This window comes from Bartonella sp. HY038 (assembly GCF_014117425.1).
In the GTDB taxonomy this organism is placed as follows: domain Bacteria; phylum Pseudomonadota; class Alphaproteobacteria; order Rhizobiales; family Rhizobiaceae; genus HY038.
The window spans coordinates 1-25426 of sequence record NZ_CP059726.1; the positions used below are offsets into that span (position 1 = coordinate 1).

The 25426-nt window shown below is 38.7% G+C and carries 20 protein-coding genes and 2 pseudogenes; 16 read left to right on the forward strand and 6 right to left on the reverse strand.

The window, feature by feature from the left end; all coding sequences use genetic code 11:
• Nucleotides 1-119 precede the first annotated feature (119 nt).
• The 3 genes from repA (at nucleotide 120) to H3299_RS14505 (ending at nucleotide 3334) form a co-directional block, all read left to right on the forward strand.
• Nucleotides 120-1310 (forward strand): plasmid partitioning protein RepA, encoded by a 1191-nt coding sequence (gene repA / locus H3299_RS14495; RefSeq protein ID WP_182419881.1) that lies wholly within the window; start codon nucleotides 120-122, stop codon nucleotides 1308-1310.
• A 96-nt stretch (nucleotides 1311-1406) separates the two neighbouring features.
• The gene (repB, locus tag H3299_RS14500) at nucleotides 1407-2441 is read left to right on the forward strand and encodes a plasmid partitioning protein RepB (RefSeq protein WP_182419882.1); all 1035 of its coding nucleotides are present in this window, start codon (nucleotides 1407-1409) and stop codon (nucleotides 2439-2441) included.
• Between the two features lie 191 nt (nucleotides 2442-2632).
• The gene (locus H3299_RS14505) at nucleotides 2633-3334 is read left to right on the forward strand and encodes a hypothetical protein (protein ID WP_182419883.1); all 702 of its coding nucleotides are present in this window, start codon (nucleotides 2633-2635) and stop codon (nucleotides 3332-3334) included.
• 28 nt (nucleotides 3335-3362) lie between these two features.
• Here the strand turns inward: H3299_RS14505 and H3299_RS14510 are convergent.
• From H3299_RS14510 to H3299_RS14535, 6 genes and pseudogenes are all read right to left on the reverse strand, one after another.
• Nucleotides 3363-3741, reverse strand: a pseudogene (locus tag H3299_RS14510) (IS1595 family transposase); the annotation flags it as partial.
• Between the two features lie 48 nt (nucleotides 3742-3789).
• Nucleotides 3790-5079, reverse strand: coding sequence for a DegT/DnrJ/EryC1/StrS family aminotransferase (locus H3299_RS14515; RefSeq protein WP_246708259.1), 1290 nt, complete (start codon nucleotides 5077-5079; stop codon nucleotides 3790-3792).
• Between the two features lie 30 nt (nucleotides 5080-5109).
• Nucleotides 5110-5508 carry a multidrug efflux SMR transporter gene (locus tag H3299_RS14520; RefSeq protein WP_182419884.1) on the reverse strand — a complete coding sequence of 133 codons (399 nt, stop codon included), beginning with the start codon at nucleotides 5506-5508 and terminating at the stop codon, nucleotides 5110-5112.
• Nucleotides 5509-5877 (reverse strand): EamA family transporter, encoded by a 369-nt coding sequence (locus H3299_RS14525; protein WP_182419885.1) that lies wholly within the window; start codon nucleotides 5875-5877, stop codon nucleotides 5509-5511.
• Nucleotides 5874-6824, reverse strand: coding sequence for a carboxylesterase (locus H3299_RS14530; protein WP_182419886.1), 951 nt, complete (start codon nucleotides 6822-6824; stop codon nucleotides 5874-5876). Before H3299_RS14530 ends, H3299_RS14525 begins: the two co-directional genes overlap by 4 nt.
• On the reverse strand, nucleotides 6821-7621 hold the full coding sequence (locus H3299_RS14535) for an MtnX-like HAD-IB family phosphatase (RefSeq protein ID WP_246708261.1): 801 nt from the start codon (nucleotides 7619-7621) through the stop codon (nucleotides 6821-6823). Before H3299_RS14535 ends, H3299_RS14530 begins: the two co-directional genes overlap by 4 nt.
• Before the next feature lie 141 nt (nucleotides 7622-7762).
• On the opposite strand from H3299_RS14535, the gene H3299_RS14540 reads away from it, so the two are divergent.
• From H3299_RS14540 to H3299_RS14600, 13 genes and pseudogenes are all read left to right on the forward strand, one after another.
• On the forward strand, nucleotides 7763-8494 hold the full coding sequence (locus tag H3299_RS14540) for a response regulator (RefSeq protein WP_182419887.1): 732 nt from the start codon (nucleotides 7763-7765) through the stop codon (nucleotides 8492-8494).
• Nucleotides 8491-9843, forward strand: coding sequence for an ATP-binding protein (locus H3299_RS14545; RefSeq protein ID WP_182419888.1), 1353 nt, complete (start codon nucleotides 8491-8493; stop codon nucleotides 9841-9843). Before H3299_RS14540 ends, H3299_RS14545 begins: the two co-directional genes overlap by 4 nt.
• Nucleotides 9844-11214: 1371 nt before the next feature.
• Nucleotides 11215-13527, forward strand: a complete 2313-nt coding sequence (locus tag H3299_RS14550; RefSeq protein ID WP_182419889.1) for a rhamnan synthesis F family protein — start codon at nucleotides 11215-11217, stop codon at nucleotides 13525-13527.
• 166 nt (nucleotides 13528-13693) lie between these two features.
• Nucleotides 13694-14575: a glucose-1-phosphate thymidylyltransferase RfbA gene (gene rfbA / locus H3299_RS14555; RefSeq protein ID WP_182419890.1), complete on the forward strand. Its 882-nt coding sequence runs from the start codon at nucleotides 13694-13696 to the stop codon at nucleotides 14573-14575.
• Complete coding sequence (rfbC, locus tag H3299_RS14560) at nucleotides 14568-15122, forward strand: dTDP-4-dehydrorhamnose 3,5-epimerase (RefSeq protein WP_182419891.1); 555 nt, start codon at nucleotides 14568-14570, stop codon at nucleotides 15120-15122. The genes rfbA and rfbC overlap by 8 nt, the downstream gene beginning before the upstream one ends.
• A gap of 12 nt (nucleotides 15123-15134) precedes the next feature.
• A complete protein-coding gene (gene rfbB / locus H3299_RS14565) occupies nucleotides 15135-16178 on the forward strand; it encodes a dTDP-glucose 4,6-dehydratase (protein WP_182419892.1) in 1044 nt (347 codons plus the stop codon).
• Between the two features lie 48 nt (nucleotides 16179-16226).
• Nucleotides 16227-17039 (forward strand): annotated as a pseudogene (locus tag H3299_RS14570) (hypothetical protein); the annotation flags it as partial.
• A gap of 194 nt (nucleotides 17040-17233) precedes the next feature.
• Complete coding sequence (locus tag H3299_RS14575; protein WP_256434241.1) at nucleotides 17234-18205, forward strand: glycosyltransferase; 972 nt, start codon at nucleotides 17234-17236, stop codon at nucleotides 18203-18205.
• Between the two features lie 570 nt (nucleotides 18206-18775).
• A complete protein-coding gene (locus tag H3299_RS14580) occupies nucleotides 18776-19603 on the forward strand; it encodes a VanW family protein (protein ID WP_182419894.1) in 828 nt (275 codons plus the stop codon).
• Nucleotides 19600-20223, forward strand: coding sequence for a M15 family metallopeptidase (locus H3299_RS14585; protein ID WP_182419895.1), 624 nt, complete (start codon nucleotides 19600-19602; stop codon nucleotides 20221-20223). The genes H3299_RS14580 and H3299_RS14585 overlap by 4 nt, the downstream gene beginning before the upstream one ends.
• Before the next feature lie 22 nt (nucleotides 20224-20245).
• A complete protein-coding gene (locus H3299_RS14590) occupies nucleotides 20246-21988 on the forward strand; it encodes a hypothetical protein (RefSeq protein WP_182419896.1) in 1743 nt (580 codons plus the stop codon).
• Nucleotides 21989-22128: 140 nt separating this feature from the next.
• Nucleotides 22129-23862: a hypothetical protein gene (locus tag H3299_RS14595; RefSeq protein WP_182419897.1), complete on the forward strand. Its 1734-nt coding sequence runs from the start codon at nucleotides 22129-22131 to the stop codon at nucleotides 23860-23862.
• A gap of 41 nt (nucleotides 23863-23903) precedes the next feature.
• Entirely contained in the window at nucleotides 23904-25421 is a 1518-nt protein-coding gene (locus H3299_RS14600; protein ID WP_182419898.1) for an EpsG family protein, read from the forward strand.
• Nucleotides 25422-25426: the final 5 nt, after the last annotated feature.

The following is a 25426-nucleotide window of genomic DNA, read 5'->3' on the forward strand; positions in this document are numbered from 1 at the left end:
TTTACCAAATCATCGAAATTGTTATTGCTTTATTAATAAATTATCGTCTATATTTTCGTAAATATTCTTATTTTTGCAGTTTTTGCGAAAATATCACCAAAAGGGATTTATTTGCCAAAATGACTACTGATAAAGCAAATCGTTTCGATTATCTTATTGCCGAGCAGGGCGAAAAAATCTCCAGTGCTTTAAATATGTTGCGCATGCAGCAATATCCGCCTGATGCGAAAAAAGGCTTACGCAAATTTCAAACCGCTGAAGTAGCGCAGTTAATTGGGGTTACCCAAAGTCATTTGCGGCAATTAAATATTGAGGGTAAGGGCCCGCAGGTCGAAACAATTAGCGGCCGGCGCTATTACAGCGCTAATGATATGCTGGCTTTGCGTGACTATTTGGAAGACAATAAAAAATCTGACAAACGCTATTATGTGCCGCGCCGCCGCGAGGGCGAGGCTATGCAAGTCGTGTCGGTGGTAAATTTTAAAGGTGGTAGCGGCAAAACCACCACAGCTGCCCATTTAGCGCAATATTTGGCTTTAACTGGCCACCGTGTTTTGGCGGTTGATCTTGATCCGCAGGCATCTTTAACCTCGCTTTTTGGTATTCAACCAGAAATGGATGACACGCAATCCTTTTATGAAGCATTGCGTTTTGATGATGAACGCGTGCCATTTTCCAACATTATCCAAAGCACCAATATTCCCGGTCTTGACATTGTACCGGCTAATTTGATGCTGCAAGAATATGAATATGATGTGCCACTTGCGATTTCGGGTAAAAAGGGGGAAGAGGGGCGGCTTTTCCATATTCGCATCGCCAATGCGCTAAAATCAGTTGATGACCAATATGACGTGGTGGTGATTGATTGTCCGCCGCAACTTGGTTATTTAACCATTACTGCGCTTATGGCATCGACGGGGATCTTAATTACCATTCATCCGCAAATGCTAGATATCATGTCGATGTCGCAATTTTTAATGATGCTTGGCGGCATTATGACATCGGTCGCCGATGCCGGTGCGCAAATTAAGGTAAACTGGTTTCGTTATCTCGTCACTCGGTTTGAGCCAACCGATATTCCACAAGCGCAGATGGTTGGCTTTATGCAAAGCATGTTTGCCGCAAATATGCTTAAAAATCCGGTTTTAAAATCTACAGCTATTGCTGATGCTAGCATTAAAAAACAAACGCTTTATGAAGTAGAGCGCGGCGAATTTGTGCGTGCTACCTATGATCGGGCAATGGAAAGTTTAAACTCTGCCAATAGTGAAATTGTTGACATTATCCACCAGCATTGGGGCAGGGTGTGAATTTTTTGTCAGCCGTTTTTATTGTAAAATCGATAAATAAAATAAATAAGTTGCGCCTTTTGAGCAGCTCTTGCAACCGATTAAAGGATCATCATCATGTCGCGTAAAAATCCCTTTGCCAATCTTGATATGTCATCTTTAAATAAAGAAGAAGTAGAAGCCAATCGGCCAAAGGCAAGCAAAACTGGCTATGCTATGACCGGTGCTGCAAAAGCGGTTGTGCGCTCAATTGAGGAAATGGCAGAAAATACCAAGAAGCTCATGGATGGTGAAACAATCATCACGCTTGATCCCAATTTGTTAGATGCGTCTTTTGTGTCTGATCGCTTGTCACAAAATGACGAAGCTTACCGCGAATTGCTGGAAGCGATCAAAGAGCAGGGGCAATTATCACCAATTTTGGTTCGCCCCCATGAAGAACAAGCAGGGCGTTATATGGTGGTGTTTGGCCATAGGCGGGCGCAAGTGGCAAAGGAATTAGGGCTGCAAGTTAAGGCCGTGGTAAAAAGCCTTGATGATGTGGCATCTGCCGTGGCACAGGGGCAAGAAAATTCGGCACGGGCTAATTTATCCTTCATTGAACGCGCATTTTTCGCGCAAAATCTTGCGGCGCGTGGCCTATCACGGCAAGTGATTAAATCAGCCTTAAGCCTTGATGATGCCATGCTATCCAAAATGCTAAGCGTTATGGAAATTATGCCGCAAGCTTTGCTAGCTGCACTTGGTGCGGCAAAAAATATCGGTCGTGATAAGTGGTTAAGCTTACGCCAAATCATTTTAAATCCCGCATTTTTAGACCGTGCCCTTGAATATGTTAAAAATGATGACTTTATTGCCCTTGGCTATGAGCAGCGATTTGATGATTTGCATCAATATTTGGTAAAATATCAAAAGAAATCTGCCGCTAAAACCAATGCAAAAACAAAGGCAAAAGGCCAAACGAGCGACAATGTGAAAAGTGCAGTTAAAGCTTGGCAGTCGGATGACAAAAAAATTGATGTTGCGATTAAGCCAAAGCCAAAAGCTCTTAGTTTGGAATTTAATCACGCGGATAGCAAAGCCTTTGGCGAATGGATCGGCAATAATTTAGCAAAGTTTTATGAAGATTATTTAAATACCCAAAAGAGTTGAAACCACAAAGTAGATAGATAAATATTAGTGTTGTTAGAGCGCATTTCGATCTGATTGGATCAGATCGGCGCTCTAATCCATTGTTTACACCGCGTTTTTTGTCCGAAAACCGCTTCACATTTTTTTAAAAAACGCTTTAATTATAGGTAAGCTATCTTATTTCAAAGACCCAAACCGATTAAGAGGCGATAATGTCAACGAATTTTTCTTTTAGGTTTAAGACAAAGAGTCCATCTCGTAGCGATATTTACCGCTATATATTAAGAATTTTTACTAAATATCAGCAGGTTTTTCTACGTGGCTCTTTCCATCAAAAAGCAACATTGCGGCATAAAGGTTGGTCTAGCCCAAAAAGCGTGGATTTTGAATTTAGCGGCTATTTCGAAAATATGTCAAAAAACACATTGCTAAAAAACCTAGCAGACTGTAACGGCCAATTTGATTTCCAGTTTGGTGCGCCTGTTGGTGATCGTTATCTTTTTGATTTTCGTACACTGGACCAAAATCAATCAGACAATAAAGATTTTGATTATACTATCGAAAGTCCGAGCGTTAAATTTGGACCTTTCTTCGATTTTGTCGATGATATAGATGGTATATTTTTCGATGAGGAATTTGTCTTTGGCACAATTTCTATCGATCCCACTTTGAGATTGGAGGACCAATTTGTCGTATGCATAAAGCAAGGCGTAACAATAGATCAAATTCCAACTTGGTTACATGGCATATTCGATCCAGATCGCTTTACAGCTCTTGGTGATTTTTTAGGCAATGGTGTCAATTTTTATATGGATAAAAAATGCCAAAGCGAATTTGAAAGTGGACACTTAAGAGAATATTGGTTTTTTGACTATTTCTCAAATCTGCCAAAGTACAAAAATAAAATTATGTAAAAAAATTAGGGGCTGGCATAGATAATTGCTAAAAACTAGCTCTTACTAATTGTTTTAAAATGAAAAATTGAAATTTTGGGTCACTGTTGTTAAAACGCCATTCACATTCTTTTAAAAATAGATAAAAATGCTCTCGAGGAATGCCATTAAAGCGACGCATATGCCGCTTGGCTTGGCTAGAGAAATTTTCAATCCCATTGATATGATTGCGATCATCCACAAAGGTTTTTGAATGGTTTTTCCGCTCATGGTAAAACTCAGTCACATCAAGAACATCATAGGCAGAAAAGCTTATCTCGATAAACAATGGAATCTGGCTTAATTGATTGCCTAATAATCGGTAAAAGCGTTTCAGTACGGGCATTTGGTATAGGAAAAGCATGAACTTTTCCATTACGTTTTAGCAGGAATGAGCCTAGAATAAACTGCCAAAGCAGTTGCTAAAAAGCCAATGATCAGCTGATCAAGGCACTTTCAAGTACTTGAACAATTTGCATAAAACTATCATCATTTAATCGATAATTATTAGTAATAGTTATCATTCTTTTTGCAAAATCATCGGCATTGGTTGCTGTATTTGAGCTATTATCTTTCCCCAATATTGGTTGCAGATAATCATAATTGGGAATTGATGACACAAAAAGTCGTGTTACCCCCAAATTGGACGGCCAAAGCCGCTCCATAGCTTTTTGGCAGCTAGCATCGCTTGGCATTAATACCATGATAAAAGGCCAAGTGCCCTTTGCTGCATCCTCACCTTTAACGATTTTTACGCCAAATTCGCGTAAAATGGGGTTATTTTCCAACACTTCGATGCGTTTTAAGGCTTGCATCTTGGCTTTTTGTAAAAACTCCGGCAATCTTAATGCAGCTTTTGCCCCAATTTCGCGGCGCTTTTTGCCAACCTCAAAAATTGGTATTTCTTGAGCAAAATAATCGCCAACCGCATTAATGTAATCGTGTTTTTTTAGCGCTTTGCGCCGACCAAGCCCATAAAAAAGCTCTAACAAAGGTGGATTATAGCAGCAATAATATCCAATTAATTGCGCAAGTTTTATTTTATCAGCGAAAAAATTTGGCTTTACAAGGTTTTTATGGGTTATTTGCAGTTGGTGAAATAAATCGGGGTCTTTTGCGGTTAGTAAACCACCTTCAAAAAGAGTTAAACCTTTGCCAACTGCAAGGCTAAAAAATGCTATATCGCCGCTTTGCCCAATTTCTGCTCCAAGCGCCTGCGCGCCATCTTCAATAATATAGGCACCAATGTTATGCGCGATATTTAGGCTTGCTTCTACATTAGCAAGGCGGCCACCAATATGGGTGGGCAATATCGCTAGGGTTTTGCAACTTGCCAATTGTTGCAATTGTTCAAAGCAAAAATCGAAGCTATTTTGCGCAGTATCGCAAATAATTGGCTTTAAGCCGCAATGATGAATGGCAAGCGGCACTAAAGGGCAATTAAAGGCGGGAATAATCACTTCATTGCGGGTGTTGGTAAGATCATCCTTATTATTTAAGCGCTTTAAAGTTTCAAGCGCAATAATTAAAGATGCTGTACCAGAACACTCGAGCAACAAGGGTGGTAAATTAAATTGCTTCGCAATGATTTCAGCTATATCGCCGCCTTTACCAAAAAAATCTGTTGAAACAAGCGGTAGACCTGCCGTGGGCGGCAACTCGCCATAAATTGTATCACTTGTCAAAATTTTTAGGTGCTGTTTTTTCGAGGTAAAAAGTAACGGCAAAATTATACTCCTCGATTAAGCTTGTTTCGACTATATTGGCGAGGTTTTTTGCTTTTCTAATTCATCGCGTTCGGCAAAGGCAAGGCAGATAATACCACCAACAATCAAAATTGCACCGATAATGTGGCTAAGGGGTACATTTTCACCAAAAATAATGACGGAAGCAATCATCACCGTTACCACTTCCAAATGACTGGCAGCAAAGGCTGGGCCAACGGGCGCGCGCCGCAGCAAGGTCATCCAAGTGAAAAACGCACCAATATAGCCCGATATGGCTAAATAGACCCAAGGATGGGAAATAATCCGCCAAAACCAGTCAAGGCTTAACTCCAACGGCTCAGCAATCATTGCAGTTTGCTTAAAGCTAATTTGCCCGACGGTATCGAACATCATCAAAAAGAAAAACCCTAAAATATAAAAACGCCGCATTTAAAATGCTCCCACAACTGCAACACCAAGTGCAACTAAACTAATGCCGATTATCCGCATCGGGGTGAGTTTTTCATGAAAGAAGATACGGCCCAAGACCATGATAACTATAATATTAACCGAGCCGAGCAATATGCCTTCTGATAGGGGCACAAGGGTTAAAAATGCGAGCCATAGGAAAAATTCGCCCACATAGGCAAAAATACCAACCCATAAAATCGGTTTACGCACCAAGGCACGCCAATAGGCTTTTAAGCCCGGTTCCGTTTCCTCATCATCAGGGATTGTTGCCGCGGCTTTAAATGCAAGTTGGCCAACAGTGTCAAAAATAACATTAGCAAGCCATAGGGTTAAAACGAGCCAATTCATGTGTTCTTGCCCTGATTTACTGTCGGTTGATTTGCTGTTAATCGGTTTGCAGCTTGTAAGTTCATGTTTTCAAAAACAGGAGAAAAAGGCGCGGGAATAATTTCAGGCAAATCATTTATGTCCAATTGAGTGTCGCTACACAGCTTTGAAAAAAACTCGACGCTTTTATTAATCACATTTTTTCGGTCGCGATCAATAGTGATTAGATGGTAGCTATTATCAAGCGGAATAAACTCAACCGGTCCAGCCACGTGCTCGGCAATATAGCCACCATTGGTTTTAATATTGGCAATGTCATCATTAGCCGAATGCATAACAAGGCAGGGTGCGCGAACTTCATCTATTTGCGGGCGCATATTTTTGACCAACATCATCATTTCTGCCAAAGATGGAAATGGATTTCCTGCAAGACCGCCCTTGGTGCTATCACCAGAAAACATGCTGTCGGCAACGGTTTTGCGAATACGCTCATCTTTAAGGCCATAAGGGGGGCGCTCGATAAAAACGCGGTTATGAAATAACCCCATTTTATAAAGCCAAAGAATAAGAAATTGTGTGCGGCGTATGAGATAGGGAATACTCCAACCATCATAAATAAGCGTTGCGCCATAAACACCAACACCAGCAATATCTTTGGGCCGTTCTGCTGCAAGTTTAAGTGCCAGTAATGCGCCCATCGAAAGACCGCCAACAAATAATGTGTCAACATGCTTCAAAAATGCATCTGCCGCATCATTAACGCTTTGGTACCAGTCTTGCCAATTGGTTTTGACAATATCCGCCTCATCACCACAATGGCCAGCAAGTTGCATGCCAAAAACGCTAAAGCCAGCCTTATTCAAGCCCTTGGCAAGAATATGCATCTCGGTAGGGGTGCCGGTTAAGCCATGGATAAGCATAACACCGGCGCGCCCACCCGGCATGTAAAAACTAACATCGCTAATCATGATGCTATCCGCGCTGCCTTTTGTGCGGTGAAGCTATGGGCGCCCCTATCATTTGAATGAGTGTTGGACAATTCAACCATCAAATCTGGCCAGAGCGCCATAATTTGCGAAAAATCCTTCACTCGCATATGGGCAATGGCGTGTTTTTCGCAATAATCGGCAAGTTTACCCTTAGCAAGTACAAAATCCGCCTTTTGCGATGGGCAAAAATCTGACGTGCCATCACCAATATAAATAGTTCTACCAAAAGGGCTAAGTGGCAATGGGTCATAACGGCGACATTTGCAATGACCTGATGGACAATTATTGGCCTTAAATGGAAATTCCAATTTCCATTTTTCGCCCCCTAAATGCACAAGATGATTGGAATAAACTGGCAAATCTTTAATGCCACTATGCGCTAAAATATAGTTGATGCTGTAATCAAGCCCATCGCTAACGATTTGAGCCGCAGCACCTTGTCGTTTAACCATGTCAAGAAATGGTTTAAAAGCCACATCAATTTGCGCTTCATTTAGCGCGCCATCAAGTTGTTGCGGCGTAGCGCGGATAAGCGCAACTTGCTTTTCCATACATTCTCGCGCACCAATCGCGCCAGAAAGCCACAAATTTTCTAATTCTTCAAAACCAGGCAAAGCAAATTTATTCAACAATAAATCGGTGACATCTTGATAACAAATTGTGCCGTCAAAATCGATTAATATAGTTGTACGACCATTTAGCTTCATAGTGTCGATATTTGTCATCGAAAAGCTATTGACAGCTAAGGGGGAAAAATTTTTATTTTGCTTATACATTTGTTATGGTTTTTCCTGCGGCTTAAAAAAGTCAAAGTTTTAAACTTAAACACTTGCCATAACTTATGCTATCTACATATAAACTGATATAAGATCTTTGTAGCTTTTATGTAACCAAACTCTGTAACCAAATATGGCAAGATGAATAAAAACATTTTAATAATTGAAGACGATCAACGCCTTGCTGACCTTGTGATGGCCTATTTAAGCAAACAAGGCTATGATGTAAATATTCATTCCCGTGGTGACACGGCGGAAAATGCTATAGCTACTCATAAGCCTGATCTTGTTATTTTAGATGTGATGTTGCCAGGTAAATCGGGTCTTGATATTTGCCGCGATGCGCGCAGCTTTTATGATGGGCTTATTCTCATCATGACCGCCAGTGAAGACGATATTGATGAAATTGTCGGCTTAGAACTTGGCGCTGATGATTATTTGTCAAAACCCGTGGAGCCACGCCGCTTGCTTGCCCATATAAGGGCGCTTTTGCGCCGCAAGGAAGGCGAACCCCAACGGGTTGAACAAGCCAATGGCTTTGTTAAAGATGTGCCAAAAATTAGTGTGTTACATTTTGGCCAATTAGCTATTGATGATGAAAACCGCCTTGTTACCCTTGGTGATGAAAAACTCGAATTTACCACGGCAGAATTTGATCTTTTATGGTTGCTTGCCAGCCAAGCTGGACAGATCCTATCACGCGATGATATTTTAAATGCTTTGCGCGGGATTGAATTTGACGGGCTTGATCGCTCCATTGATGCAAGGGTATCGCGCTTACGCAAACGCCTTAAAGATGATCCTGATGATCCACAATTTATCAAAACTGTGCGTGCAAAAGGCTATTTATTTTTGCAGGCGCAAGAAAGATGAAAACGCGGGCGAGCGAAAAGGTAGAGCGGGAAAAACTCCGCCATAGATTTTATAATTTATTGCGTGCTATTGCCGTATTATTATGCCTTTTGCTAGCGCAAAGTGCTATTGCTTATTTGACGCTGCAATTATTTGACGCCTTGCCCTCTTCAATTACTGGTATTCTTGAAGATGAATATGTCGAGCGTAGCACGCATCAAGGCACTATTTTTCTCATTAAAGAAGAAATTAATGAAAAAAAAAATGTGTCTCCCGCAGTCGTTTTAAATGAATTGCAGCCGCAATTTGCCTTCCGTCTTGCCTATTCACCGCCCGGCACTATTTATTCGCAAGATGTGCGTGAACAGCTTGAAACGGGGGGAAGTGCTTTTGAGGATGGCTATCTTTATGCCAGTCTTGATAATGGCGGTTACTTGGAAATGGGGCCGCTCATTGTTTCAGATGTTTTGGAAGCTAATGCCAGTGCATTTTTAACCTTGCTTGGGCTTTGGGCAATGGTCAGTGCATTGATTACCTTTGCCATTCTTTATATTGCTTATGCCCGTACATGGCGTGAAGCAATGATGATCAGGCGTACAGCTTTTGACCTTGGCAAGGGGGAGCTTTCTGCAAGAGTGCCGCGCATTCATACTGAACCGCTTAAAATGATTGGACATGTGATTAATGATATGGCCACCCGTATTGAATTACTGGTCAATCATAGTGATGTGATGCGTCATACCATGGCCCATGAGTTTAGAACGCCACTTGCTCGCTTACGTTTTGCCCTTTCCATGCTTGACGATGCCGAAGAAGATGAAAAAGAAAAGCTTTACGAGGGTATTGAGCATGATATTAGCGAGCTTGAGGGGCTGATTAAAGTATCGCTTGATTATTTCCGCCTTAACAATAAATCAGCACCAACCAATCCAATTCCCGTCATGGTAAAGGATTGGGTTGAAGATTTGGTGGCTAAACTTAAGCCGTTAAAGCCAGAAAATTTTGAACTGGTTTTAAACGTGCCAGATATTGTTGGCGAGTTTGATTTAGAACTTGGAACTATTGCGCTGCGCAATATTATTTTAAACTGTTTTAAATATGCCAAATCAAAAGCCGTTCTGCATGTTATCAAAGATGGTGATGCGGTAATTTTTGAACTTGACGATGATGGCGAGGGCGTGCCGGACGCTTTTCGTGAGGAAGTCTTTTCGCCTTTTTATCGCATGGATGTGCATAAGGCCGACATTAAAAACGGCTATGGCGTAGGGCTTTCCTTTGTGCGGGTCATTGCTGAACTTCACCATGGTTCTGCATTTGTGGTTACCAGCCCACTTGGCGGCGCACGTTTTGTCTTGCGACTTGGCAATTAAAGTGGATTTAGAACCTATGTTTTAGTTAAGAATTAACAGGTTGATTTGAATGCAGATCGCGGCAATTTGTATGAAACCAAAGCAATTTTGTAAGTGTTTATCATATCGGGTTGCAAAGCGTTTGAATTGTTTAAGTTTTTAAAAAAAATTCAATAAAATGACGTGCTATATAGATGTGCCTATCGAAAGGGCGGCGATATTTAATGCTCACGCGCTGTGCGACTATCGGTATTGCTTGTGCAGCATTAACCATGTCAAGAATAGGAGGCCATCTTACCCCTTATCCGCAAGCAGAAAGTTTATTTTAAAACCTTTAACAAGCTCCTTAAGACGCGTGATGTCATTGCAATTTCGCAAGTTAAAATAGTTTTAAGCCACAATTATACGTAATGGTGTCTCAAAGCATCATAAACAACACGTATTTTACTGGTAAAACCGCACTTGGAGCGACCACCCCCTTTTTTATGCGCTCTTGCAGCCTGTGCATGAGCACGGACAATTATTGCATCAAGCATCATTCATGCCATATCCGGCTCTACAGCAATTTTCTCTAAGAGTTCAAATAAGATACCCTTTTCAATCCGCAAAGAATATCGTCCTTTGACTGTTTCATAAGGAATAAGCGGTGCTAAACGCTCTTAATGTTCATCAGTAAGGTCGTTAACCATTTCCTTCTCCATAAACTGTAAAAATTAAAATATAACAAAATATTAATTATTAATTCTTAACTACAACCTCGGACAGCCCCTATGGTTTTGAATATATGGTCTATATATTGAAAATAGTTTTTATAAATAACGACTTTAATCCCTTACGTGTTATCTATCATTAATGATTTTAAGCTTTAATAATGGTTTCAGGAAAGGTCTATCTTGCCATATAAACTTTTTTTGTAGGCGTTCGCGATAATTTAATCATATGTTTTTATCGGTCTGTGTAATGTAATATTTTAATTAGAAATACGTAGGCGGTACTGTTTGCAATATAGAACCAATTCATTAATTTCATCATTATGAATATGCTTTGTATTTTATGCCTCATTTAAGGAATTATGCAAAATTTTGTAATCAATCAAAATATAGTTTAATTTAGAATATATTTAAAATATCAATGCATCTGCTATTGTAAATCTAATTATATTAGTGCAAATGATGCGTTTGGTGAAAAAAATATAGTGTCATTTTTTTATGATGGCGTATTTTAGGGATTTGATATTTATAAGTTAGACCTATAAAAAGTGAATAGATTTTGATATTTAAATCAAAATGAGACAGAATATCTTTTGAATGTTATGGTGTCTAATTTGGAAACTCATTCTATATATTGATATAATAGTGGTTGAAGGCTGTTGCAGTAGTTAAGTGTAAGATAATGGTTTTGTCAGTTAAAGATGTTTTATTAAATATATTTACCGTTAAGCGGCGGCGTTTGCCGTGGGATTTTAATTCTTCAGTTTATCAATATTTATATGAAGATGTTTCGATATCAGGTAAATCTCCGCGTCGGCATTATCGCAGTATTGGTCGCCATGAAGGACGACTATATAAAAAGTCGCATTTCGTTAAAAAAAACTGTTTGAATGACAATCTTGAAACGATTGTATTTTGCTGTGATGATGAACATGACAGTCTATTTTTTTTCGAAGCGATAAAGAAGCTGTCAGAAAATCATAATATTGTTGTCGTATCTAATTCCAATCACTTATACGAAATATATCTTCCTTATTGCAATTGGTTTATTCTTAATAAGATTTTTGACCGTGGTGGGGAACACACTTCCAGTTTTATAAAACAGTTATGCTCAACGCCCAATTTGAAATTTGTGGTTTCTAATATTTATGAAGGTGGTTTTTTTTACAAGCACCTTGAAAAAGCAAATATTGCTAATATTTTGATTGTTGGCGAAAATCTTGCCTTTGGTAAATGCGATTTGTCCCGTGGATTACGCAGCGCCACGCGTGTGGTGTACACGAGTGAAAGCTATGCTGAAAAAGTGCTATATGATTATATGTACGGCTATCCTGACCAAGTGAGCATATTGTCATCTGCATCCCAAAATGTGGTTTTCTCTCCAAACAAGTCGGACTCTAAACTTGTCATTGGTTATGGTGATGTGTCATTTGCTGATGGTTTCGATCTTTTTGCAAAGACTGCAAGTCTTTATAAAGAGCAATATGCTGATGATGATACCGAATTTGTTTGGTTACGATCTTCAAATAGCGTTAACAATTTTAGCCGTTTTGAACAAAATCAGAATTGGTTGCAAATACAAAAGGCTGATAATTCCTGCCGCGTCATATCTAAAAATAGTGCAATGTCTAGTTATTATCAAAAGGCTGAGATTTTTTTCGATACATCTCGTTTTGCAAATAAAATGTCTCAGGTGAAATCTGCTTTACAAACTGGAAAAGCGGTTTTTGCTCTCAACACAACCTTACCACTATTGACTCTTTATCGGCAAAATGAACTTGATGATAATTATTTACTAGATCAAAATGATCCTAAGCAATTTATCAAAAATTTACATGATCACTTATATTCAACACCTAAAGCCAGTAGAGATCAATTTATTGAAGTAAGTCGCAATATCGGCGGCGTTGCGCAGTTTGTTGAAGAATTAGCGGCAATTGGCAACGCTGCTGCTGAACAAATTAGACAAGAAGACAAAGATGCATCAGAGCTTTTTGCTAAAAAGGAATTTGATTTTGAATTTTGGTCGGGGGATAGTTCTAAGCTTTTTACACGTGCAACTATAAAACAATATATCCGCAGTTGGAAAAGCGGTGTGTATCCACGCCGGCCTTGTGCAGGTTTTCAACCCGGAATTTATGCAGAATATCATGATCTTGGCCCAATGCGCAAAGACCCGTTTTTGCACTATCTTGAGGCTGGCAAGCCTAATGGTCCTTGGCAGTGGGAGATGCTAACAAAGCCTATTAAAATTGAAAAAGCCGCGCTTAATCAAAAAATTGCTTTGCAGATTCATGCCTATTATGTTGAAAAATTGGACGTTATGATCAATGCATTATTGGTTAATGAAGTGCGGCCAGATTTATTCATCAGTGTCAAGGATGAAGCGGCTAAAACGTTTGCTGAAAATTTGTTAGAAAACTACCCTGCTAAGGTCTCGATTTTGATTGCGCCAAATCGTGGGCGGGATATTGGGCCTTTGCTAACTTTGTTCCGGGAACAATTGCGTCATGGTTACGATATTATAGGCCATTTGCATACAAAACATAGTGTGCATATTGATGATCGCTCATATGCCGAATTATGGGGAAAATATCTGACAACCAATCTCTTGGGTGATGGAAAAAAAATCAATGCCGCGGATACAATTATTCAGACGCTGTATAATGACAAGAATATAAATCTTGTTTTTCCAGATGATCGCAACGGCATTAGTTGGGCAAAAAATCGTCCTGAAGCCAAAAGACTAGCTCCGCGCCTTGGTATTAACAAATTACCCAATTATATTAATTTTCCTGTTGGCACGATGTTTTGGGCGCGAAGTGATTTAATGCAGCCATTTTTTGATCTGGAATTTGATTGGATTGACTATATGAGTGAACCGCTTCCCCTTGATGGGACTAATCTGCATGCTATAGAGCGTCTTTTTGGTGTGATGAATGAGAAAATCTCAAAAAAGATAGTTTGTGTGATGTTTGGTGATATTAAACGATAAAACGCATCATTGGTTTAAAAAGGGATTTATTGACTATTAATGAAAGAAAGCTTTATTATTAAAGCCGAGTGTAATGTCTAATTGAAAGTTTCCCTTAAAATTGATGACAAAAATAATCAAACTGTTATTGAATTAAAAAGGTTTATTATAAAAAAGGATGGGCAAAGTGAAAGGTATTATTCTCGCAGGTGGCAGTGGTACTCGGTTATACCCAGCTACAATTGGCGTATCTAAACAACTTATGCCAATTTATGATAAGCCGATGATTTATTATCCACTTGGCGTTTTGATGCTAGCTGGCATAAAAGAGATATTAATTATCTCAACGCCGCATGATTTGCCTTTATTTCAACGGCTTTTGGGCGATGGCAGCATTTATGGCATTTCACTGTCTTATGCCGAGCAGGCCCATCCAAATGGACTTGCTGAAGCTTTTATTATTGGTGAAGAATTTATTGGTAGCGATGATGTGGCTTTGATTCTTGGCGATAATATATTTTTTGGTCATGATCTTGTATCTCATCTTAAAAATGCCCGTAGCCATCAAACTGGGGCAACAGTTTTCGCCTATCATGTCGATGATCCAGAGCGTTATGGTGTGGTTAGTTTTGACAGTTCCACAGGTATTGCAACATCAATTGTTGAAAAGCCGGTTGAACCAGAATCTAATTGGGCAGTAACTGGACTTTATTTTTATGATAATAAAGTGGTAGAATTTGCTAAAAATCTTAAGCCTTCGCCGCGTGGTGAGCTTGAAATTACTGATATCAACGAAATTTATCTTAAAAATAATCAACTAAGAGTCGTGCAATTAGGACGCGGTTATGCTTGGCTTGATACAGGGACACACGATAGTTTACATGATGCTTCATCCTATGTTAGGACGATCGAAAAGCGGCAAGGGATCAAGGTTATGTGCCCTGAGGAAATCGCTTATGAAGCAGGTTATATTAGCGCCGAGCAAGTGATTGAGCGGGCTAATCATCTTGGTAAAACTGATTATGCTACTTATTTAAAACGCCGTATTCATGAGTTGAAAAATGCTTGATGTTGAAAAAACGCCGCTTGAAGGCGTGTTAATTATTCGCCCAAAGCAGTTTGGTGATAATCGTGGTTTTTTTTCAGAAACCTATAATAAGCGTTTGTTTTCACAGGCGGGGATAGATGCTGAGTTTGTTCAGGATAATCATTCTTTTTCTAAAGAAAAAGGAGTTTTGCGCGGGCTTCATTATCAATTACATCCCCATGCCCAAGGTAAATTGGTGCGTGTAACTAAGGGGCTGGTCTTTGACGTTGCGGTTGATATTCGTAAAAGCTCACCGACTTTTAAGCAATGGACTGGTGTTGAATTATCAGCGGATAATTGGACCCAGTTTTATATTCCGCCCGGTTTTGCCCATGGCTTTTTGACTCTTGAGGAAAATTGCGAATTTTTGTATAAAGTCACCGATTTTTATGCACCTCAATGCGATCGTTCTATCCGTTTTGATGATCCTGATATTGCAATTAATTGGCCTTTAAATGTTGCTAATTTTGTATTATCCGACAAGGATTTAAATGCGCCCTTTTTAAAAGGCGCTGATGTTTTTGATTAAAGGACTATTATTTTGAAAATTTTGGTTACGGGTGGTGCAGGTTTTATTGGTTCTGCTCTTTGTCGGCATCTTATTGCGCAAGGTCATCAGGTTTTTAATATTGATAAATTAACCTATGCAGGTAATTTACAATCTTTAAAATCGATCGAAAATTCTGAAAATTATCAATTTCATCAATTGGATATCGCTGATAGAAATGCCATTGGCGCTTTGTTGGTTGGCCAGTCTATTGAGGCGGTGATGCATCTTGCAGCTGAAAGCCATGTTGACCGCTCAATTTCTGGTCCTGATGCATTTATTGATACCAATATTGTTGGTACATTCCATCTATTGGAAGCTGTTCGTGCTTATTGGCAAAATCTTGATGCGGATAAGCAAAAAGCCTTTCGTTTTCATCATATTTCAACCGATGAAGTTTTTGGTGATTTACCATTTGATGAAGGTATTTTCACCGAAGAAACGCCCTATCACCCATCATCACCTTACTCTGCATCAAAAGCAGCGTCCGATCATTTGGTTAGGGCTTGGAATCATACTTATGGTCTGCCGGTAGTGCTTTCCAATTGTTCCAATAATTATGGTCCGTTCCATTTTCCTGAAAAGCTTATTCCCTTGGTTATTTTATCAGCTCTTGCTGAAAAGCCACTACCTATTTATGGAAAAGGCGAGAATATTCGCGATTGGCTTTATGTTGAGGACCATGCACGGGCGCTTGAAACCATTGTGTTAAAAGGCAAAGTCGGCGAAAGCTATAATGTCGGTGGTAAAAATGAGCGAACCAATTTGCAAGTGGTAAAATCAATTTGCGATATTCTTGATAAGCAAAAGCCACGAAGCAATGGACAATCCTATCATCAATTAATTAGCTTCGTAACTGATCGGGCAGGGCATGACCGTCGCTATGCTATTGATCCGACTAAAATTGAAAATGAGTTGGATTGGCATGCACAAGAAACATTTGAAACAGGTCTTGAAAAGACAGTTGAGTGGTTTTTAAAAAATCAATGGTGGTGGGAGCCATTATTACAACGCGCGAAACTAGCCAAAAAGGGTTGAGTTGATGAAAATTCTGGTTACTGGTGAAAATGGCCAAGTTGCGCAAGCATTAAAAAGCCAAAATTCAAGTAATGTGTCTCTTGTTGTGCTTGGTAGACCAGAGTTAGATATCAGCAATAAAGCTTCAATTGAAAAAGCTATACATGCGCATAAACCAGATTGTGTCATCAATCCTGCTGCCTATACGGCGGCGTGGATAAGGCTGAAACAGAAGTCGAACAAGCTTTTTTAGTTAATCGTGATGGTGCGCGATATGTGGCGGAAGTAACTGCTGCCCATAATATTCCACTTATCCATATTTCGACCGATTATGTTTTTAATGGTGCAAGTAAAACACCCTATAAGGAAGATGATCAGGTTGGTGCAGTGAACATCTATGGATTATCCAAGTTGCAAGGGGAATGGGCGGTGCATGATGCTAATCCCAATCATGTCATTTTACGCACCGCTTGGGTTTATAGTCGTTATGGCAATAATTTTTTAAACACCATGTTACGCCTTGCTCAAAGCCATGATCAATTAAGAATTGTGGCGGATCAATGGGGTACGCCGACAAGTGCTGATTTTATTGCAACATCTGCCATTGCCATTGCGCAAAAAATATTGAAAGGCGATTGTGCAGAAAATTGGCGCGGTATTTTTAACCTTGTTGCCGATGGATATACCAATTGGGCAAATTTTGCTGCAGAAATTTTTGCGTCAAAGCATAATCAAACTGGTAAAATTCCAAATATTACAGCTATTCCTGCTAGCGAATATAAGACAGCAGCAAAACGCCCGCAATATTCAAAGCTTGATAATAGCAAGGTAAAGTCAGTATTTGATTTACCAATTGCGCCTTGGCAAGACTATCTCACCCGTTAATTTCATGGGTTGCTATTTAAAAACGCTAAATATACCAAAAAATACGTCATATTTTTTAACTGGTTTTAAGGATCCATTAAATTGAACAAGTTATATAGTGTTATTTTTTGTTGTGATGGTGGATATGGTCGTTATTTGTTGGTGGCACTAGAGGGGCTTATTAAGCATAGCTCACCAATAAGCATTATGAAATTATTATTATTGATTGCGGATTGGATCAAGAAACCATTCAAGCCATCAAAGCGCGATTGAGTGGATTTAGCAATATTATTTTGAAGTTTGAAAAATTTGACGAATTATATCAAGCACAAAGAGAAGTTTATTATGCCAATCCTCATATTTCGTCTGCAGCCTATGCGCGGTTTTTTCTAGGCGGTTTAACTGATAATGACCTCATTCTTTATCTTGATGTCGATATTTCGATAGAATGCGATGTGGCTGAACTGATTGATAGTGAAAACCCTGGTGATAAACTGATTACCGCGACGCCTGATATCGGCATGGAGATATGTCGGCGCTATGAAAAAGGCTGGATTGCCTATTTTAAAAACGTGATCCAATTGGATTATGGCACTGATGACCATTACTTTAATTCTGGTGTTTTGGTCATTAATCGTCAACAATGGGTTGCGCAAAATATTGAAGAAAAATTAATGGCTTTTCTCGCATCAGATCGTAAATTTCAGTTTTTTGATCAAGATGTGCTTAATATTATCTGCTTTGGTAAGGTACATTACCTCAATTTTCGCTATAATGTTATGGCATCAGATTATAAGCCACATAAGATTTATCATGATACAATATTGGATGACATGCTGACAGCTTATACCCATGCGGCTAATAATGATGGGCGTATAATCCATTATACCACCGGTGACAAACCTTGGAGTTCGCCGCAAACTAAGCTCGCAGCATCATGGTGGCAAAATTGTCGCACAACAGCCGTTTACGAGCAATGTTTGGTCAATCTTGTTAAACAGGGCAATGTTGGTCGTAGAAAAATAAGCTTTCTTGGGATTGCATTGTTTAAGATTAAGCAAGATAGCCATCGCTATAAGTTTTATTTTTGGAAATTTCATGTATTTGGCTGGCGTAAAAAAGCCAATAGCAAAACCTATTATTGTCTTGGCCTACCATTTTTAAAAATTACTTCTTTAAATTAATAGAATTTTTTGCTCTTAGACAAAACCTCTAATTTAGAAGATTGTGATTTTATTAAAGCTGTCAAGCGTCAAAGCTAGCGGCAATGACAGATCGTTGATAATGGCTTAGCTATTCATCTATAAAAAAAGATGATAAGGAAAATCGGGGTAGATTTCATAGTTAAGACCGAATTGATGACATTTAACTCGCAAAAAATTTCTAAGGTGAATAGTCTTTGCCGGTAAAAATCTTGGCTTTGCATTATTGTTGCAAATAAAGAACATAACCACCAAGATAAGTGTTATAAAAATGATATCATAGCTTATACTGTCACACCTTTGCAGTAGAGCTAGCCCACCGGTATTTTATTGCTTTTAATTATCACTTTCTTTATTCTTTGCCATCTTTTCTCCTCTTTAGTGATTATTGTAATTATTAAATAATTGTTTTATTGTATAAAAGTTTAATTTTAATAAGTTTATTAAAATAATATCGAGCTTTTCTAAATATTTGATAAAATAATAAAGAAGTGCCTTAAAGAATATTCGATTATTTTAACATTTTTATACGGTTTAATTATCGATGGGGGAATGGTGGCCAAAAGATTAAGCCAAAAACATCCAATATTGTTTTTTGTCGCCATCTGGCGGCAAAGATGTTTGCGTTATTGGCGCAATAGCAAAGAACGACAAAAATTTGCGCTAAAGCGGCAAGCTGAGAGTTTGCCTCATCGGGTATTTTCCCACCAATCAAAACTCATTCGCAATTTTGGTGAAGACTATCATCAGTTGCAGGTAAATAAGATTACCAATTTAAAAAAGGCAATTCCGCTTCTTGATGGTATTGTCATTCACCCTGGTGAAACTTTTTCATTTTATAAATTAGTGGGGCATGCCCATCGCCTGCGCGGTTTTCGCAAAGGTTTGGAACTGTCAGGTGATACAATGAGGGCAGGTATTGGCGGTGGTCTTTGCCAAATTGCTAATATGCTGCACTGGCTGATATTGCATAGCAATTTAGATATTATTGAGCATCATCACCATTCGCGTGATATGTTTCGCGATGATGAGCGGCTTGTGCCATTTGGTTGTGGAGCAACCATATTTTATAATTATCTTGATTACCGCTTTACCAATAATAGCCCAAACATTTGGCAGTTACGTCTTAGCCTTGATGAAAACCATTTGATTGGTGACATTTTGGTCAATGACACGCTTAATGTAAAATATGATATTTGTGAAAAAAATCATAGTTTTTTGCAATGCGAGGGCAAGTTTTACCGCTTTAATGAAATTTGGCGCCAGCAATGGCAAGGGGATAGCTTAATAAGCGAGACGCTCTATCGTAAAAATATTGCGCCGATGATGTATGTGCCCGATGTATTTGATGTGGTTGATAGTTTAAAGGATTTTCAATGAAGCAGATTTTAGGATTAATTAGCTTAACTATCTATTTTTTAATCAGTATTTCAACTTTTGGGCAAAGCAAAGATTTTAATGATAATGCTGAATTGATTACATTAAACGGTATGCCTTATTTGCTTGATCTGCGCTATGCGAGTGACAATAATTTTTTGCATCGTGCTATTTACAAAGAGCATGGTCTAAGCACCTGCCTTGTTCATAAGGACTTAGCAAAAAAGCTTGAAACAATTAAAAAGGATTTACAAGATCAACACTTGCAACTTGTTCTATTGGATTGTTTTCGTCCACTTGCTGTACAAAAAGCCATGTGGGACATTATGCCCGACCGCCGTTATGTTGCTAATCCAAAAAACGGTTCCAACCATAATCGCGCCGCCGCGATTGATGTGGCTTTAGCTGATGAAAATGGGAAAATATTGTTTTTTCCAACTGCTTTTGATGATTTTACCAGTAAGGCCGCCGCGCACTATAAATGCCCAAAAGCCGATAGTCTTGCTTGCAAAAATCGTGACCTATTGTTTGGCTTGATGAAAAAAGCAGGGCTTAAAGGCATTAATAGTGAATGGTGGCATTTTGAATTGCCAAATGCCCGGCAATATCCAATCATCGAATAATTGCATGAAAGGGGGGAAGGCAATGACCAAGCGTTTTTACAATTATTTATTGGGGCTTTGTTTGGCGGTTATTGGCTTTCTACCAATAAGCGCATTTGCGCAAGAAAATACAGATCAAATCGTGCCAACTATTTTAATGGCATCACCAACAAGCGCAACAGAGCAATCAACATCAATTATTTGTCTTTTAGATAAAAATTGTGATGGGGCTTGGCAACCACAAACCAAGGATGGCGCGGTTAATGAAGGTTTTGGCTTTCAATTTGAACAACCCTTTCAACTAGATTATATTATGATAACGGTTACCGGTAATAGCGAAGGCCTTGCCTTTACCGCTTATCTTGACGGTAAAGATACTATTATTGATGACACAGATAAAGATAGCGACCCAGTTCGTATTATTTTGCAACGTTTCGAGATCGATTCCAAGAAGGCCGTTTATGTTTTAAGGCGCGATCCGTACTCTATTATTAATAAACCGCTTACACTTGATTATTCTGCAAAATCGGTATTTTTTCGTATTATCGATGGTAATTCACTAGTAAAATGGACTGTGACTTCAATTGATATTGTTAATAAAAATATTTTTGAAATAATAAACGGTGAAATATCTTTAGTTAAAGATATTTATAATGATCCGCATAATTTGGCGGTTAATTTACCGATTGAAGTACCATTGATAGCGCTTAATGCCACTTCAATTCTTGATCCACAAAATGCTTATCACCCAAGCCATCTTTTTGATTCCAATACCAGCATGGCCTTTGCAACAGATGGTAAAAAAGGCAATGGCATTGGTACTAAAATCGCCCTTAATTTTAAAAATCAACAAAATATTGCGGGTGTGATGATGTGGAATGGCTATCAAAGGTCAGATAAGCATTTTTATGCTAATAGCCGCGTGAAAGATCTTTTGATAAATGGCGAAAAAATTGCAGTCAAAGACGAACAAGCCATACAAAAAGTTATGTTGGCAAAGCCAATCACTAATAGCCAGATTGTTTTAGAAATTGCCGATATTTATGAGGGGCAAGATCATAAGGATGTTGTGCTATCCGAATTGCACTTTATTGACAATAAGGGCGCCATTATTTTGCCCCTTACCCAAGAAACGCCATTATTAGCAGAACTTACTAACAATCATTTCGTCGATAGAAGTTTTAGCGGTTTTTTGAGCCAAATGGTCTTTGCGCGCAATGAGGTTGAAGCTGATATTTGTGACGTTGGTTCATTTCGCTTGCGTAGTAATGGAAGTTTTTCCCTTTATTCGCAAAATATTAAAGGCATTGATAGGCTGCATTCTTTTGCTATAGCTGCCGAGGGGAATTTTGAAATTATTGAACACAATAAATTCAAATTATTTGGCAAAAAATATCAAACCATGTTTTCGCGTATGACAGGTTATTTAAAGGAAAATGAAGATAATGCGCCCATTAAAGTCGCACCAAGTATTTTTCAAGGCCTTTTTACCATTGAAAAATTTTCTGACCTTAGCGAAAAAGAACAAAAAGACTTGTTAAGTTTGCTTATTAACGAGCCACTTTATGAAGAGCCTGAAAAAATTTACGCGGATCAACCAGATTTCAATATTGGTCTATTTGTTTCGCTTGACCAAGGATTTGTGGTTGAAGCGGCAACAATTAGTGAGGTGCGTGAAAAACTGCGTAAAATATTGCTGACAAAAGAAGTTTATGCGGTAAAATCTGACATTTATACTGATCTTGTCGTCCCTGTTGATCGGGTGCCGTTTTGTACAAAAATCTAAACCAATATTTGAGAAGATTTGTTTTATTAGCCTGTTGAAGACAATAAGATACAAAGTTAATAATAAAAATTAGCATTTATGACGGTTAAATCCTTACCAAAATCTATAGGTAATTCAATTATAAAAAGGGGCATAAGCTGATGAAGCATTTTTTAAATAATCTATTTCGGTTTTGCCTTGTCACTATTGTCATTATTGGTTTCCGACCAGCTTTAGGCTATACGCAAGACAATACAGATCAAATCGTGCCAACTATTTTAATGGCATCACCAACAAGCGCAACAGAGCAATCAACATCAATTATTTGTCTTTTAGATAAAAATTGTGATGGGGCTTGGCAACCGCAAACCAAGGATGGCGCGGTTAATGAAGGTTTTGGCTTTCAATTTGAACAGCCCTTTCAACTAGATTATATCATGATAACGGTTATCGGTGATAGCGAAGACCTCACCTTTACCGCTTATCTTGATGGTAATAATGCTATTGCTGATACATCGGGAGAAGATAGGGATCCAATTCCTTTTGTGGTTGAACGTTTTGAAGTTGATTTTGAAAAAGCCGTATATGTTTTAAGGCGCGAAAGACATCCTTTAGATGACTCGTTTAAACTCGAATATAAAGCGAAATCGGTATTTTTTCGCATTACGGATGCTACCTCGTCAGCAAAATGGGAAGTCACTTCAATTGATCTGGTTAGTAAAGATATTTTACAGTTATTTAGCGATCCTTCATTAATTAAAGAAATTTATAATGAGCCGCATGCTTTGGCGGTTAATTTACCGATTGAAGCACCATTGCTAGAACTCAATGCCACTTCAATTCTTGATCCACAAAATGCTTATCATCCAAGCCATCTTTTTGATTCCAATACCAGCATGGCCTTTGCAACAGATGGTAAAAAAGGCAATGGCATTGGCACCAAAATCGCCCTTAACTTTAAAAATCACCAAAATATTGCGGGTGTGATGATATGGAATGGCTATCAAAGATCGGATAAGCATTTTAGTGCTAATAGCCGCGTGAAAACTCTTTTGATAAATGGCGAAAAAATTGCGGTCAAAGACGAACAAGCCATGCAAAAAATTATGCTGCCAAAACCAATTAGCAATAGCCAAATTGTTTTGGAAATTGCCGATATTTATAAAGGGCAAGCCTATAGAGATGTTGTGCTATCCGAACTGCGCTTTATTGACAATAAGGGCGCAATTATTTTGCCTATTGGTCAAGAAATGCCAATAATCGCGGAACTTACTGACAATGCTTTTACTGATAAAACATTTAGTAGTTTTTTGGGCACCATGGATTGGGCAACTTTGGGTGAGAAGTACTTGCGCGAGGATTATTGTTATGCTTCAACCTTTCGACTGCGTAGTAATGGCAGCTTTGTGCTTTATCCTGCGCGTTTAAAACCAGATGGACAAAATCGCCCCTTTGCTACAGTCGCAGAAGGTAATTTCGAGCTTGTAAAACCAAATGAGATGAGACTATTTGGTAAAAAATATCAAACGTTTTTTTCGCAGTTTGGTTATATAAGTGGCAAGGGAAATGATGATATTGCCCATGCCGCCCCGCAAATTTTCCAAAATCTTTTTAAAATAGAAAAATTTTCAAAACTTGCTGAAAGCGAGCAAAAAAAGCTTTTAAACTTCCTTGTTGCTATGCCAATCTATGATAGGGAAGAATATGAAGGCGAAGATTTAGGGCTTAGCGTTTTACTTGATGACGGCTTTGTGGTTGAAGCAAAAACCATTGGTGAACTTCGGGAAAAATTGCGTAAAATATTACTTGAAAAAGATGTTTATGCGGTAAAATCCGATATTTATACCGACCTTGTAGTCCCTGTTAAGCGTGTGCAATTTTGTACAAAAATATGAAGCAATATTGTAGAACTGGCTTTATTTGCTTAGTCATTTTTATGGTTGCGCTTCAGCTTGGGCTTATTCTGTTTCATCAAAGCTATTTTTATGGCTATGATGGCTATTATTACGCAGTGCAAGCGCAAAGCCTCATTGATCATGGTCGCTTGCGTATTCCTGATGATAGTTGGCTGTTTTGGCTGATGAGACCGCTTGCATATTTTGTCAATAATGGCGAAGCGATGGTGAAAACCTATATCGCTGTTAGTTTTGGGTTGTTTTTACTGGCCTTTTATCTCCTTTTAAAAACTATAAAAAACATCGCTTTAGCGCTTATTATTTTGTATTGGATTACTCTATCACCTAGCTTTTATTTTATGACGATTGAATTTCCTAAACAATTTACCAGTTGGATTATTTTAGTCATTGCCGTAAATTTTATGTATCGCTATCCGCGCTATATTTTTGTTTTTATAGGATTTTCATGTCTTGCGGTGTTTTTCCATAAATCAGCAATCATTTATATCGGGCTTTTTTCGCTATCCCTCATCGGCTATTATTGGTCCAAAAGAAAAGATAATAACAAGGTAAAATTGCACGCAGGGCAGGGTGGTAATATTGCCAAGTTAAAATGGCAAATACTTATTGCGGTTACTCTTCTCTCTGTCGGTCTCATTGCTGCATTGGTGAGCGGTGTTTTATACTTGGGGTTATTTGATTTTCACCGCTTTCAAAACGGTCAATTTCAATTAGGGTTAATTGCCTTATTAAGCGAGCCATTTTTGCCGCTTGCAATAAAGTTGGAGCTACTCTTTTGCGGTATTTGGGTGCTTGGTGTGCTATTCTTTGCGGTGCGATCGTCAAAAAGCAATCTATGGCACTTTTTACCGCTATTTTCTTGTTTTTTACCAAGTCTTGGTCAAGAGGCAATGAATTTTGGTGAACGCATCGCGCTAGCCTTTCCCTTACTCGTTTTATTCATCACTATATGGTTTTTCAAAGACCAGCCAATACCAAAGCCAAAAACACTTGCAAAATATCTGCAAATGAGCCTGTTGGCGGTTGCCTTAATGCTGCTTTCAGGCACATTATTATATCGCGGCGTTGACATTGAAAATATCAATCAAAAAGCAATTTTTAAACAATATGATGCTTTGATGGCTAATTTTGCGCCGCCGCCAATGCTGATTGTTAATCGCGATATGCATTATTATTACAAATATAAAACCGGCGGTGAAGCGTTTTCTTTCATGCCAGAGCGTCATTGGGACAAAACACGAATTTGGCGCTTGGTTTATGGGGTTAACCCAACTGAGGCTTATGCCTATTGGCCAGAGCAATGTGATTTTGCACGGCCTTTTATTCAAATTTTGCCGGTGCTAGGTTATCTTTACATGCGCGAGGATTGCTATCAGCAATTTCGTGATAATGTTGCTGCAAGTTTCAACCAACCATTAGCAGCCATACTTAATGATAATGACCTTAACCCATCCATGGCGAGACCTCAATTTTTGTATAATCGTTATCAAGATGAAGATTTTAGCGAATTTCCAGCCCTTCCACCCTCTAACCCATGATGAAG

Coding starts and splice junctions, on each gene's coding strand:
- H3299_RS14590 (WP_182419896.1), top strand. CDS start 20,246: ATGACCAAGCGTTTTTACAATTATTTATTGGGGCTTTGTTTGGCGGTT.
- H3299_RS14545 (WP_182419888.1), top strand. CDS start 8,491: ATGAAAACGCGGGCGAGCGAAAAGGTAGAGCGGGAAAAACTCCGCCAT.
- H3299_RS14540 (WP_182419887.1), top strand. CDS start 7,763: ATGAATAAAAACATTTTAATAATTGAAGACGATCAACGCCTTGCTGAC.
- H3299_RS14585 (WP_182419895.1), top strand. CDS start 19,600: ATGAAGCAGATTTTAGGATTAATTAGCTTAACTATCTATTTTTTAATC.
- rfbC (WP_182419891.1), top strand. CDS start 14,568: ATGCTTGATGTTGAAAAAACGCCGCTTGAAGGCGTGTTAATTATTCGC.
- repA (WP_182419881.1), top strand. CDS start 120: ATGACTACTGATAAAGCAAATCGTTTCGATTATCTTATTGCCGAGCAG.
- H3299_RS14580 (WP_182419894.1), top strand. CDS start 18,776: ATGGTGGCCAAAAGATTAAGCCAAAAACATCCAATATTGTTTTTTGTC.
- H3299_RS14595 (WP_182419897.1), top strand. CDS start 22,129: ATGAAGCATTTTTTAAATAATCTATTTCGGTTTTGCCTTGTCACTATT.
- repB (WP_182419882.1), top strand. CDS start 1,407: ATGTCGCGTAAAAATCCCTTTGCCAATCTTGATATGTCATCTTTAAAT.
- H3299_RS14530 (WP_182419886.1), bottom strand. CDS start 6,824: ATGATTAGCGATGTTAGTTTTTACATGCCGGGTGGGCGCGCCGGTGTT.
- H3299_RS14505 (WP_182419883.1), top strand. CDS start 2,633: ATGTCAACGAATTTTTCTTTTAGGTTTAAGACAAAGAGTCCATCTCGT.
- H3299_RS14535 (WP_246708261.1), bottom strand. CDS start 7,621: ATGTATAAGCAAAATAAAAATTTTTCCCCCTTAGCTGTCAATAGCTTT.
- H3299_RS14550 (WP_182419889.1), top strand. CDS start 11,215: ATGGTTTTGTCAGTTAAAGATGTTTTATTAAATATATTTACCGTTAAG.
- H3299_RS14525 (WP_182419885.1), bottom strand. CDS start 5,877: ATGAATTGGCTCGTTTTAACCCTATGGCTTGCTAATGTTATTTTTGAC.
- H3299_RS14520 (WP_182419884.1), bottom strand. CDS start 5,508: ATGCGGCGTTTTTATATTTTAGGGTTTTTCTTTTTGATGATGTTCGAT.
- H3299_RS14600 (WP_182419898.1), top strand. CDS start 23,904: ATGGTTGCGCTTCAGCTTGGGCTTATTCTGTTTCATCAAAGCTATTTT.